The sequence below is a fragment of the Frankia sp. CcI49 genome (assembly GCF_001983215.1).
GTDB lineage: Bacteria > Actinomycetota > Actinomycetes > Frankiales > Frankiaceae > Parafrankia > Parafrankia irregularis.
Window position 1 is genome coordinate 49,968 of record NZ_MOWP01000019.1, and the last position, 12,823, is coordinate 62,790.

Sequence of the window (12,823 nt, forward strand, 5' to 3'; positions counted from 1 at the left end):
CCAGGGAAGGATCTGAATCGACCATGGAACGCAGCGAGCAGCTTCGTGCCGCCTACGCCATGCGCCGGGCCATGCTGGGCGACGCCTACGTGGACAGCGCCACCGGTGACACCGACGAGATCAGCCAGCARTTCCAGGACCACATCACCGCACAGGCGTGGGGGGTGTGGACTCGGGAGGGGGTGCTGTCCACCCGGGACCGCAGCCTGCTGGTGATGGCGATGACCGCGGCGCTGGGCCGGATGGAGGAGTTCCGCCTGCACGCGAGCTCGTCGAGCCGCACCGGTGTGAGCGACGCGGAGATCGACGAGCTGCTGTTCCAGGTCGCGGCCTACTGCGGCGCACCGGCGGCGATCTCGGCCCGCCGCGCGGTCAGGGCCCTGCGGGCAGAACGCGCCGGGCAGTGACCGGGCCGAGCGTCGGGTTCGTCGGGCTCGGGAACATGGGCGGCGCGCTCGCCGCGAACGTGGCGGCGACCGGTCTCGACCTGGTGGTGCACGACGCCGCCGGTCCGGCCCGCGCACCGCAGGGCACCACGTTCGTCGAGGACGTCGCCGCCGTGGCCCGCGCCGCCGAGGTCGTCGTGCTGAGCCTGCCCGACGGCACCGTCTCCGAGAAGGTCACCGCCCAGCTCGCCGACACGGCCGACCGGCGGGTCACGCTGGTCATCGACACGTCGACGATCGGGGTGAGCGCCGCCGGGCGCATCACCGAGCTGCTCGCCGCCCGCGGGATCGGCCATGTCGACGCGCCGGTGTCCGGCGGAGTGGCCGGCGCCCGGGCACGGACGCTGACGGTGATGTACGCAGGCACGGACGAGGCGTGCGCCCGGGCGGAACCGGTCCTGGCCGCGCTCACCGACCGCCGGCGCCGGGTCGGCGAGCGCCCCGGGCTCGCCCAGGCCCTCAAACTGGCGAACAACTTCCTCGCCGCGGTGGCGCTCGCCGCCACCAGCGAGGCGGTGGCGTTCGGGACGGCCGCCGGCCTGGATATGGCCACGATGCTGGACGTGCTCAATTCCGCCAGCGGGCAGAACAACGCGACCGCGGAGAAGTTCCCGCGCCAGGTCCTCACCGAGAACTACGCCGCCGGATTCACGAACTCGCTGATGGCGAAGGACCTGCGCCTGTATCTCGGCGAGGTGCGCGAGTTGGACGGGCCGCTGTCGATGGGCACGGTCACGTCTTCGTTGTGGGAGGCATTCGCCGACGCGGAGCCGGGTGTCGACTTCACCCGTATCTATCCGTACGTCCGGGGCGACTGAGCCGGCGCTGAAAGAGGTTGTTCCGGGGCCGTCCGAGAAAGCGGGTCGGGCCGCCCCGGCAGCCTCGCCGGGCGCGGAGACCACGGCGCGGTACACGGGCCGAGCCCGATATGGCATCCTCCTCTCCACAAGAGGGAGGATTCTTCTCGACTGGAGAGAACTTCCGGCCGAACAGGGCCGGGGCGCAGCCGTGGGCCGGCGTCCGCCTGGGAGCCACGACCCACCCGTGGTGACACCACGCGACCGTTGAACTCCAAACGGTGAGACACCACGCCGCCACGGGGCTTGACGTTGACTCCGACACCCCTCACGTGGAAACCTAATTATCGACCGCGAGAACGGAGTTCTCACCGAGACGAGGGGAGGCCGGACGACGATGGGTGTGTCGTTCTGCTCAGCTTCGTCGTCGGCTGACCCGTGGACCACGTCGACGGCCGCCAGGAGACGGGATCCGTCCTGCGCCATCGGGGCCGCTCACCTGCTCGCCACGGCCCGCAGCACTGTCGGCATAGAGCTCGAACACGAGAGGTAGACCTGTGCCCCACTACAAGAAGCCCGACGCGGGCAGCTGGACCCAGCACTATCCCGAGCTCGGCACCGCGCCCGTCGACTACACCGACTCGATCGACCCCGCGTACTACGAGAAGGAGCGCGAGGCGGTCTTCAAGCGCAGCTGGCTGCACGTCGGCCGGATCGAGCGCCTCCCCCGCACCGGCAGCTACTTCACCAAGGAGCTGCCCGTCCTGAACACGTCGCTGATCATCGTCAACAGCGGCGACGGCAAGATCCGCGCGTTCCACAACGTGTGCCGCCACCGCGGCAACAAGCTGGTCTGGAACGACTTCCCGGGCGAGGAGACCGAGGGCAGCTGCCGGCAGTTCATCTGCAAGTACCACGCCTGGCGCTACGACCTCACCGGCAAGCTCACCTTCGTCCAGCAGGAGGGTGAGTTCTTCGACCTCGACAAGGCCGACTACGGCCTCAAGGAGGTCCCCTGCGACGTGTGGGAGGGGTTCGTCTTCATCAACCTCAACCCGCAGCAGACGCTCGCCGAGTACCTCGGGGACTTCGCCAGGGGCCTGGAGGGCTACCCGTTCGGCGAGATGACCGAGGTCTACTCGTACAAGGCCGAGATCGGCGCCAACTGGAAGCTGTTCATCGACGCCTTCGCCGAGTTCTACCACGCGCCGATCCTGCACCAGAAGCAGGCGGTCAAGGCCGAGGCCGAGAAGCTCATCGGCTTCGGCTTCGAGGCGCTGCACTACGAGCTCAAGAGCCCGCACTCGATGGTGTCCTCGTGGGGCGGCATGTCCCCGCCCAAGGACCTGAACATGGTCAAGCCGATCGAGCGGGTGCTGCGCAGCGGCCTGTTCGGCCCGTGGGACCGCCCTGCCATCGACGGGCTCGACCCGCTGCCGGCCGCCCTCAACCCGGCCGGGCACCGCGCCTGGGGCCAGGACTCGTTCGAGTTCTTCCCCAACATGACGCTGCTGATCTGGGCGCCGGGCTGGTACCTGACCTACCTGTACTGGCCGACCGCGGTCGACAAGCACATCTTCGAGGCGAACCTCTACTTCGTCCCGCCGAAGAACGCCCGGGAGCGCCTCGCGCAGGAGCTCGCCGCGGTGACCTTCAAGGAGTACGCGCTCCAGGACGCCAACACCCTCGAGGCCACGCAGACCATGCTGGCCACCCGTACCGTCAGCGAGTTCCCGCTGTGCGACCAGGAGATTCTCCTCCGGGCCCTGCACAAGGAAGTCGGCGACCGCGTGAAGGAGTACAGCGATGCCTCTGCCGTCTGAGTTCTCGGCCCTGGAGCCGTACCTGGCCTGGGATCTGGCGACCGAGCCGGAGCGCTACGCCAAGCGGCTCGCCTCCACGATGGACGAGATGCAGGAGTTCTACGACGCGGCCTTCCCGCTTCTCGAGGACGCGATCACCTTCTGCGACAAGTTCCCCCTCGACGACCTGTCCGAGGAGGCCCGCACCGTCATGCACCTGATGCAGTCCCTGGTCATGGTGTCGTTCCCGGTCGAGGTGTGGAAGCAGCCGCGGGTGCCCGACAGCGGTGCCGCCTACCTGGATGTGACCGTCGAACCCGTCGTCTGACGGGAACGACGTTCGCGGGTGCTGCTCCACGGGTACCCGGGACCAGGCACCGGGTCTGTCGACCCCCGGCGAGGTCGACAGACCCGGTATCCATGGAACGTGTGCGATAGAACATATGCGGTAGAACGCGTGCGGTAGAACGCGATGTTCGCGATGAAGGGTGGCACGGGCTTTGTCCACTGACGATGTCGTCGAGATCCAGCAGCTGCTCGCCAAGTACGCGGTGACCATCACCAAGGGCGACATCGACGGGCTGCTTTCGGTCTTCACTCCGGACGGCACCTACAGCGCCTTCGGTGACGTTTTCACCCTCGACCTGTTTCCCAAGATGGTCGCGGCCGCGCCCAAGGGGCTGTTCCTGACCGGGACCGCGCTGGTCGACCTCGACGGTGACACCGGTACCGGCACCCAGCCGCTCTGCTTCATCGAACACTCCAAGCACGACATGCGGATCGGCTACTACTCGGACACCTACCAGCGCACGGCGGACGGCTGGCGCCTGCGCACCCGGAAGATGACCTTCATCCGCCGCAGCGGTGACCACGACTCGGGGCGTCCGCACGCGTACGAGCCGACCCCGTGACCAGCCTTGTGACGGAGCCCGCGACGGTCGAGGAGTTCCGGGCGGCCGTCCGGGAGTGGTTCGCGCACAACGACCTCTCCGCCGGCCCCGACCACTCCCTCGACGGTCAGGTCGCGCAGCTGGCCCGGGTGCGCCGCGCCCTGTACGACGCCGGCTGGATGCGGTACGGCTGGCCGGCCGAGGTGGGGGGCCTGGGCGGGCCCGCGGCGCTGCGCGCGGTGCTCGGTGAGGAGGTCGCCAGCCGCGACCTGGCGGAGCCGGGGATCTACTCGATGATCGAGGTCCTCGCCCCCACCATGATCTCGTACGCGCCGCCGGCGCTGGCCGCCGAGATGGTGCCGCTGCTGCTGTCCGGCGCCGAGCAGTGGTGCCAGGGCTTCTCCGAGCCCGGATCGGGCAGTGACCTGGCCTCGCTGTCGACCCGCGCCGAGCCCCGCGGCGACGACTGGGTGGTCAACGGGCAGAAGGTGTGGACGAGCCTGGCGCAGTACTCCCAGCGCTGCGTGCTGCTCACCCGCACCGCGCCGGGCCACGGCGGGATCACCGCCTTCTTCGTCGACATGGACACGCCGGGGATCACGGTCCGCCCGCTGCGCACCATGCACGGCATCGACGAGTTCGCCGAGGTGTTCTTCGACGACGTCGTCGTACCGGGCGATCGGATGCTCGGCCGGCCCGGTGACGGCTGGCAGCTCGCGATGGACCTGCTCCCCCACGAGCGGTCCACCTGCTTCTGGCATCGGGTCGCGTTCCTCTACGAGCGGCTGGAACGGCTCATCGGCGAGACCGCGACCACGACGGCGGCCGCAGCCGCGACCGCGGCCTCGGGCGCGGCCGGGGCCGGGGCCGGGGCCGACGACGCTGATCTGGGCGCGGCGTACCTGGCGTTGCACACGATCAGGTGCCGTTCCCACGCGACCCAGCGCCGCCTCGCCGACGGCGCCCGCCTGGGCCCGGAGACGTCCATCGACAAGGTGCTGCTCGCCACCGCCGAACAGCGCCTGTTCGACACCGCACGCGACCTGCTTCCCGGCGCCGTCGAGCTCACCGACCCCCGCTGGCGCTCCGAGTACCTCTACTCCCGGGCCGCGACCATCTACGGCGGCACCGCCGAGATCCAGCGGAACATCATCGCGCGCCGACTGCTCGACCTCGGCAAGGAGTAAAGGGGTAACCGTGGACGCCGCCGAACGCGACCTGGTCGTCGAGACCTTCCGCAAGGCCATGACCGGCAGCAGCGGGGCCGCCCTGGATGCCGCTCTGGACGAGCTCGGCTGGGCCGACCTGCTCACCGAGGAGCCGGACACCGCCATCCCGGTGGTGTTCGCCCTGCTGGGCGAGACCGGCAGCCACGCCTCCGTCCTCAACGACGTCGTGGCCCAGGCCGGCGGTGAGCCGCTCGGCACCACCGTGACGCTGCCGTTCACCGGTGGCCGCTGGGTCCGCTGGGAGCGCGCCGACGCCCCCTCGGCGCAGCCGTCCTCCGAAGGCGCCGGCGATCTCCTCGACCCGACGCTGCCGCTGCGCCTGGCGGCGCCTGGCGACCCGGGGCTCCCCCTCGCCGCGGCCCATCGTGCGCTGGGCTGGTGGCTGCTGGGCACCGGCCGGACGATGCTCGCCCTCGCCCGTGAGCACGCGTTGGCCCGCGCCCAGTTCGGTCGGCCCATCGCGTCGTTCCAGGCGGTCCGCCACCGGCTCGCCGAGACCCTCGTCGCGCTCGAGGGCGCCGAGGCCACCCTGAACGCGGCCACCGCGTCGCCGGAGCCGTTCACCTGCCTGCTCGCCAAGGCCGCGGCCGGCCGGGCCGCCCTGGACGCCGCCCGCCACTGCCAGCAGGTCCTCGCCGGCATCGGCTTCACCGCCGAGCACGACTTCCACCATCACCTGCGGCGTGCCCTCACCCTCGACGGGCTGCTCGGCAGTGCGCGCGACCTCACCCGCCAGGCCGGCGCGCACATCCGCGAGCAGGGCCAGGCTCCTCGCCTGATCAACCTCTGACCGGCGCAGCCGCCAGGCGAGCCGGGATCTCTCCCGTGCTCGCGGACCCATCGGTATGATCACTCGGCAGGAACGGCGCCAGAACCAACGGGCCCTTGGCAACTGACGTCGAGGATCGGCCGGGATGCCTACAGAGATCATGCACTGGGATTTCTTCATCTCCTACACCCAGCCCGATCGTCCCTGGGCCGAGTGGGTCGCCTGGCAGCTGGAGGAGGCCGGGTATTCGGTTCTCCTGCAGGCCTGGGACTTCGTGCCGGGGTCCCACTGGACCAGTCGGATGCATGACGGCATCCTCGGCGCCGAAAGAATGATCGTCCTGCTGTCGCACGCCTACCTGAGATCCGTGTACGGCCAGGCGGAATGGCAGGCGGCTTTTCGCAGTGATCCGGCGGGCAGGGCACATCGCCTGGTCCCGGTCCGCATCGAGGACTGCCCGCGACCTGGGCTGTTGGGCGGAATAGTCTCCTTCGACCTGTTCCAGCTCTCGGACGAGGACGCGAAGGCCATCCTCCTCAACCAGATCGCCGTTGTGGTCGCGGGCCGGGCGAAGCCTCCGGCCGAGCCCCCCTTCCCCGACGTCGACGCCGAGGAGAGCAGCACCGGGCCGAGTGTTCAACCGTGGTTCCCCGGCCGGGCGACCGCCGGTTCTCCAGCGGCCACAGGTGGATCGCCGGCACCGGCCTTCACCACGGTTCGCGTCGATTCCAGCCCATATCCCCTCCTCACCGCACCATGCGGACTCGTGGGACGACAGGTCGAGACCGACCAGATCTCCAGGTTCGTCGAGAACACCGCCGCCAACGCGGACCGGGTCATGGTCATCAGAGCCCTCGGAGGAATGGGAAAGTCCGCTCTCGCGTGGGACTTCCTCCGCAGCCAGGCGAGTGGGGACCACCGGCCGAAAAGACTCGAAGCCGTCGTGTGGTGGTCATTCGAGGATGGCGGAGCGGTCGAGCTCTTCGAGGCGCTCGCGCGGGTTCTGGATGCGATCTCCCCGGGCGAGCGAGCCGACCTCGGGACTGTTGAACGCGCATTCACACTGATACGTGAGAGACGAGTCGTCCTGGTACTCGGTGGTGTCGAACGCCAGCTCGCCGCGTACAGTTCGATGCCCCATCGCCCGATGCTGGACGGCGAGCGACGGGTCACTCCCGTATCCGTCACGGAGCGTCGTCTGGTGGACGGGCGCATACGCCGACTGATTCTGGAGGTACTGGAGGGAGCGGATTCCCGCATCATCATGACAACCCGCCTGATGCCCGAGGAGCTCGAGGCCACGGCAGGGATCTCCCGGCGCGGAGTCATGCTGATGGATCTTCCGCCCATTCCACCGCCCGCCGTAGATCATCTTCTCGACAGTCTGGGAGCGCCGGCGGATGCCCTGCTCCGCAGCGAGATCGAGCGCATCTCAGCGGGTAATCCCCTGGTGCTCCAGACTGCTGCCAGCGCCTTGGCAACCGGACGCGTGGACCCCTCCTCGCTGGTCTCAGACGTAGCAGCCCGAGGTATACCAGAGGCCACGATCGAAGGATCCATCACGGCCCGCGAGGAATTCCTGAGCCTGTTGGTAAGTCGCCTCGACGAGAGTGAGCGGACGGTCGCAACAGTGGTCGCGGCCTTCGTCGAATCACCGACGACGGCGGAGGTCAGGCGGGTCGTGGGCAGGCTCGACAGAGAACCTCCCATCGACGATGGAGAGATCGAGGAAGCACTGGGCCGTCTCAACGCCCTGACCTTGGTGACACGCGGCGAGTCCGGACTGGGAGAACGACGCTGGAGCATGCATCCGGTCGTCCGCGGATCGGTCCGGTCCATCGCCRGCACCACCCGTTCCAAAGTCCTCGGCGCGATACGGAACGAGTTTTCCGACGCCCCCGATCCGGCCGTGGACGACGTCTATGACCTGATCGACCTCCGACCACAGATCGAGCTCTTCAACGCGTTATGCGACCTTGACATGTGCGACGAGGCGGCGCGCCTGTACCTGCGAACCCTGTCCGGGCCTCTCATGCGTCACCTGAAGGAGAACCCGCGACGGCTGCAACTGGTGGGACGTCTGTTTCCGGGTGGCTGGGGAGAGGGCACGGCCGTCAAGGATCCCACCCTTGACGTCGTCATTCTCAACGAAGCGGCGCTGACTCACCAATGGCTCGGACAGAACAAGATCGCAGCCGGTCTCCTCCGTGCCGCGATGAAGAGATCCAACGTCGACGACGCACACCTGCAGAGCAATCTGGCCTCCATCCTCATGTACACCGACGATCTTGAGGATGCCTGCCACTCCGCGGTCGTCGCACTGCGGCTCTCAGCGCAGGCCGGTGACACGCGCAGGGCGGTGATCACTCTTTACTATCTGGCCATCATTCTCCGACAGACCGGTCGGAGCTCACAGTCCGTCCTCAGGGCAATCGATCAGTTGGACCACCGTGGCCTTCCACCAGCCTGGGTTGCCCTCCGCCGGGGTGACCTGGCGCTGTGGGACGGCAGAGCAGATCTGGCCCTCGACTACGGCAGGCGTTCGCTTCAGGCGGCGACACGTCTGAAACGGCCCTACGAGCCTTCGGTGATCGAGGCATCGCGGCTGGTGGGTCAGGCGCTCGTGGCCTGTGGCCGGCCTGATCAGGCGATCCCGCTGTTGGAGGACGCCCTGCGAAGAGCCGGGCGCCTGGTCCTGATACAGGAGGAGCTCGCCGCCAGGGTCGCCCTCGCAAAGGCGGTCCAGATCAAGGATCCAAGCGGGGCCGAAAGGCTTCTCAGGGACGGCTTCGACCACCGCGACCCCCGCGAGTACAGGTGGTTCGCCGTAGACGGACTGGTTGTCCTCGGTGAGATCCGCCAGTCGGAGGGCAGGCACCGAGAATCGGCCCTGTGCCGGCAGCAGGCACGTGCGCTGGCCCGTGGACCGTCCGGGTGGGCTTACGTTCTCTGGCAGACCGACATGGCCGACGGCCGGACACAGCATGGTCCGAGCGGGTCCGATGACGGATCCGCCGTGCCGCCGGAGGTCAGCGAGGTCCTGAGGCTACTCGTTCCGCGCTGACCAGCCAGCGGGACGAACGCCGCCTTGGTGACCGGACCGCCGAGGGGTGCCGCCGGCGGCACCCCTCACACGGGTCAGCCGGTGGTGCCGTCGGCGCAGAGACGTTCTTTGGCCACGTCGAAGGCGGTGCCAGCGGGGTTGACCTTCACGAAGGCGTAGCAGCTGAGCGGGTTCTTCGCGTTGGTGCCCAGGTTGATCGGTGCGAGCAGGCCGTCGGCGTCGTAGCTGCGTTGCTGGCGCAGGCCGGTCATGAACGAGTCCCGGGTCGGGCAGTCGCCGGCGACGTCGAGGCCGCGCAGGAACATGTCGGCGAACAGGTAGCCGTACATGGCGAACTCCTGCTCGGGCTGCGTGGTCTCCGGCGAGTATCTGACCATGGCGTCGCGGTAACGATCGAGGCCGGCGCCACCGGCCTCGAAGGGCCGGAAGTACACGGGAATGGAGACCCCGGCCAGCGCGCGCCCCAGCGACGACAGGGTGGAACGGGCGTAGCCGCTGAGCGAGACGCTCGCGGCGAGGTTGAGGTTCGCCTGGCGGGCGGCGCCGATCACGGCGGCCATGTCCTCGGCGGAGGTGAAGCCCAGCAGGGAGTCGGCGCCGGCCGCGGCCAGCTGTTGGGCTGCCCGCAGCGGACTCGAGCTGGCGCTGGCGAAGGAGATGGCGTCCGTGCTGTCGAGGCCGATCTGGCGGAACGCGTCCCGGTAGAGGTTGGTGGTCGACAGGACGGAGTCCTGCGAGCCGGTGACCAGGATGCCGACCTTCTTGCCACCCGCGGCCTGGATGTAGCGGCCGACGGTCTGGGGGGAGGTCTGGTAGGCGTAGGCGAACAGGTTCTGGTAGCGGGCCCAGCTTTCCACCGCGAGGCCGACCACCGGGACGCCCTGTTTCTCCGTGTTGTCCAGCGAGCCGCCGAGCGCGATGCTGACGGACAGGATGCCGAACACCGAGTCTCCGTCGACGAGGTCGCTGACGACCTGGGCGTTGTCGCTCTGGGAGGCCTTGTCGTCCTGCCAGTCGTAGACGACCTTGCGCCCGTGCACGCCGCCCTCGGCGTTGGCGAGGCCGAGACGGGCGTCCACCCCGGCACGCGCGGAGGAGAACGCGAGGGAACCGGTGCCGGAGTCGGAGACCACGAGGCCGATCCGGACCTGGTCGGCCGTGACGCCGGGGCTGTCACAGGCGGCGGCGGTGGCCTCCGGTGCTCCCGACTGCGCGGCACAGCCCGTCACGCCCGCGAGCAGAACCGCCACCGCCGCGCATAACAGGCACCGTAAACCACCCGTGCGCATCTTTCCCCCAGGCTGGACGAGCGAGAGGGGGCGCCCGGCGATGCCACAAAGCACGGCCCCGACACTCCCCACATACGCGGATCTTCATACTCACATGACGGAGCATGATGTTAGCCACATTATGGGGCAGTCGCACAAGATGGTTTCTATTAAGTCGACCGCATTCCTGACCGCGCACCCGTCCGTACACGATCTTCCGAGTCTGGTGGTTCCTGCGGAAGTCTCCCGCAGAAGTCCGCCGCGCGGAAGTCCCCCGGCGGAGTCATCCCGAGCGCCCGCCGGGCCCGGCGTCAGACCACTCGATCCCGGCGCAGTGCGGTGATCTCCTCCGGGGCGTACCCGAGCTCGGCCAGGACGGAGTCGGTGTGCGCACCGAGCGCGGGCACGGCGCCCATCGGCGGGGCCCATTCGGCCGCGATCGGGGGTGGCAGCAGCGCGCGGGTGGGGCCGGTGGGGGTGTCGATCTCGCGCCAGCGGTCCCGCGCGGCCAGGTGTGGGTGGTCGAGGACGTCCTGCACCCCGTTGAGCCGGGCGTTGCCGAGCTCCGCGTCGTCCAGGATCTGCTGCGCGCGGTCCAGGGTGACGCCCTTCGCCCAGGCCGCGATCACCTCGTCCAGCTGGGCCCGCTCCCGGACCCGGTCGGCGTTGCCGGCGAAGGCCGGATCGTCGGCCAGGTCGGGCCGGTCGAGGACCTGGCGGGCCAGCCGCTGCCACTCGCGGTCGTTGGTGGTTCCCAGCACGACGGTCTGGCCGTCCGCCGTCAGGTAGGAGCCGTAGGGCGCGACAGCCGGCGAGCCGACCCCGGCCGGCTCCTGCTCCACGCCGGTCCCCTGGGTGTAGTTGAGCGGGTACCCCATCCACTCGGCGACGACGTCGAACAGGCTGATCGCGATCGCGGAGCCCCGCCCGGTCGCCGACCGGGCGTGCAGGGCCGCCAACACCGAGCTCAGCGCGTACATGCCGGTGGCGAGATCGACCAGCGGGATGCCCGCCTTGGCCGGGCGGCCCGGCTCACCGGTCACCGCGCAGGAGCCGCCCTCGGACTGGACCAGCAGGTCGTAGGCCCGCTTGTGGGACAGCGGGCCGCCCTCGCCGTAGCCGGAGATGTCGACCGCGATCAGCCGCGGGTGGCGGGCGCACGCCTGCTCGGCGGCGACGCCCCGGCGGCTCGCCGCACCCGGGCCGAGGTTCTGGATGAGGATGTCGGCGCGGCTCAGCAGCCGTTCCAGCACCTCGGCTCCGCGTGGGTCCGTCCAGTTGAGGCTCACCGACTCCTTGCCCCGGTTGCACCACACGAAGTGCGCCGCCATGCCGTTCAGCGCGTCGTCGTAGTGGCGCGCGAAGTCGCCGCCGCGCGGGTTCTCGACCTTCACCACCCGCGCGCCCATGTCGGCCAGGTGCCGGGTCGCGATCGGGGCCGCGACGGCCTGCTCCAGTCCGACGACAACGAGCCCTTCGAGAGGGCGCCGGCCGCCTGTCGCGGGCCCGGGCAGCTCCCGCTCGTCCGTTGCGGTCATGGCGCCTCCTCCAACTCGGCCGACGCCGTCGGATGACGCGTCGCACTGGTGCGGTGCGGGATGGAGCAGGACAGGCCGGATCGAGCCGGGCGGACCGGGCCAGGACCCAGGCCCGGGCAGGACCCTAGTTCGCCTGCTTGATCGCGGACTTCATCTGGTCGAGGTTGACCAGGACCGGCCAGCCGCTGACGCTCAGCGCGTTGCCGTGCCCGGTCTGGTGGATGTCGAACACGGACTGGATCGCCGCGTAGAAGCCCTGCACGTCGAGGGTCTGGTTGACCGCCCGCTTGGCCTGGCGCAGCCCGAAGCTCGGCATCGTGGCGATGTGCGCGGCGAGCGCCCGGGTCTGCGCGTCGAGCTCCTCGCGGGGCACCACCTTGTTCACCATGCCGATCTGCTCCGCCTCGGTGGCGGTGACCGCGCGGCCGGTGAACAGGATCTCCTTGGCCTTGCGGGGCCCCAGCTCCCAGGTGTGCCCGTGGTACTCGACGCCGCCGATGCCCATCGCCACCACCGGGTCCGAGAACAGCGCGTCCTCGGCGGCCACGATGAGGTCACAGGGCCAGGCCAGCAGCAGCCCGCCGGCGATGCACCGGCCCTGCACCGCGGCGATCGACGGCTTCGGCACGTTGCGCCACCGCAGCGAGAACTCCAGGTACCGCCGCGCCTCCACCTGGTAGATCCACTCCAGGGTGATCTTCTCCGGGCCGGGTGAGCTGGACTTCAGGTCGTGCCCCGCGGAGAAGTGCTTACCTTCCCCGCGCAGCACGATCACCGCGACGTCGTTGTCCGACGCGGCCTTCGTCCAGGCCGCGTCGAGCTCCTCCAGGAGCTCCATGTTCTGTGCGTTCGCGGCGTCGGGCCGGTTGAGGCTGATCGTCGCGATCCGGTCGGCGACTTCGTAGTTGATGTACACACCAGGCTCCTCAGTTCCGGGGCAGCCCGAGCACGCAGTTCAGGCAGCGCTCGAACCATCAAGACGACTTCGAGGTTCAGGTGAGCGTACGACCCGCCCGAACC

The 12,823-nt window shown here is 69.4% G+C and carries 11 protein-coding genes; 8 read left to right on the plus strand and 3 right to left on the minus strand.

Translation table 11 applies throughout. The features are described 5' to 3' along the window. Positions 1-23 precede the first annotated feature (23 nt). From CcI49_RS18310 to CcI49_RS18345, 8 genes are all read left to right on the plus strand, one after another. Entirely contained in the window at positions 24-407 is a 384-nt protein-coding gene (locus CcI49_RS18310) for a carboxymuconolactone decarboxylase family protein (protein WP_054570198.1), read from the plus strand. Beyond that, positions 404-1,264, plus strand: a complete 861-nt coding sequence (locus CcI49_RS18315; RefSeq protein ID WP_076828045.1) for an NAD(P)-dependent oxidoreductase — start codon at positions 404-406, stop codon at positions 1,262-1,264. The genes CcI49_RS18310 and CcI49_RS18315 overlap by 4 nt, the downstream gene beginning before the upstream one ends. 536 nt (positions 1,265-1,800) lie before the next feature. Then, the gene (locus tag CcI49_RS18320) at positions 1,801-3,066 is read left to right on the plus strand and encodes an aromatic ring-hydroxylating dioxygenase subunit alpha (RefSeq protein WP_076828047.1); all 1,266 of its coding nucleotides are present in this window, start codon (positions 1,801-1,803) and stop codon (positions 3,064-3,066) included. Beyond that, a complete protein-coding gene (locus CcI49_RS18325; RefSeq protein ID WP_054570200.1) occupies positions 3,050-3,373 on the plus strand; it encodes a hypothetical protein in 324 nt (107 codons plus the stop codon). Before CcI49_RS18320 ends, CcI49_RS18325 begins: the two co-directional genes overlap by 17 nt. 172 nt (positions 3,374-3,545) lie before the next feature. Beyond that, complete coding sequence (locus CcI49_RS18330) at positions 3,546-3,956, plus strand: nuclear transport factor 2 family protein (protein WP_076828049.1); 411 nt, start codon at positions 3,546-3,548, stop codon at positions 3,954-3,956. Beyond that, a complete protein-coding gene (locus tag CcI49_RS18335; RefSeq protein WP_076828052.1) occupies positions 3,953-5,122 on the plus strand; it encodes an acyl-CoA dehydrogenase family protein in 1,170 nt (389 codons plus the stop codon). Before CcI49_RS18330 ends, CcI49_RS18335 begins: the two co-directional genes overlap by 4 nt. A 10-nt stretch (positions 5,123-5,132) precedes the next feature. Beyond that, the gene (locus CcI49_RS18340; protein WP_076828054.1) at positions 5,133-5,954 is read left to right on the plus strand and encodes an acyl-CoA dehydrogenase family protein; all 822 of its coding nucleotides are present in this window, start codon (positions 5,133-5,135) and stop codon (positions 5,952-5,954) included. 139 nt (positions 5,955-6,093) lie between these two features. Beyond that, a complete protein-coding gene (locus CcI49_RS18345) occupies positions 6,094-8,997 on the plus strand; it encodes a toll/interleukin-1 receptor domain-containing protein (RefSeq protein WP_076828057.1) in 2,904 nt (967 codons plus the stop codon). 74 nt (positions 8,998-9,071) lie between these two features. On the opposite strand, the gene CcI49_RS18350 is transcribed toward CcI49_RS18345, so the two are convergent. The 3 genes from CcI49_RS18350 to CcI49_RS18360 form a co-directional block, all read right to left on the minus strand. Beyond that, complete coding sequence (locus CcI49_RS18350; protein ID WP_054570204.1) at positions 9,072-10,286, minus strand: ABC transporter substrate-binding protein; 1,215 nt, start codon at positions 10,284-10,286, stop codon at positions 9,072-9,074. 290 nt (positions 10,287-10,576) lie between these two features. Continuing rightward, on the minus strand, positions 10,577-11,803 hold the full coding sequence (locus CcI49_RS18355) for a CaiB/BaiF CoA-transferase family protein (RefSeq protein ID WP_054570205.1): 1,227 nt from the start codon (positions 11,801-11,803) through the stop codon (positions 10,577-10,579). A gap of 124 nt (positions 11,804-11,927) precedes the next feature. Continuing rightward, complete coding sequence (locus CcI49_RS18360) at positions 11,928-12,719, minus strand: enoyl-CoA hydratase (RefSeq protein WP_006540696.1); 792 nt, start codon at positions 12,717-12,719, stop codon at positions 11,928-11,930. Positions 12,720-12,823 lie beyond the last annotated feature (104 nt).

Bases quoted from the DNA above. Each gene is read 5' to 3' on its own strand.
- CcI49_RS18325 (WP_054570200.1), top strand. From the start codon at position 3,050: ATGCCTCTGCCGTCTGAGTTCTCGGCCCTGGAGCCGTACCTGGCCTGG.
- CcI49_RS18355 (WP_054570205.1), bottom strand. From the start codon at position 11,803: ATGACCGCAACGGACGAGCGGGAGCTGCCCGGGCCCGCGACAGGCGGC.
- CcI49_RS18350 (WP_054570204.1), bottom strand. From the start codon at position 10,286: ATGCGCACGGGTGGTTTACGGTGCCTGTTATGCGCGGCGGTGGCGGTT.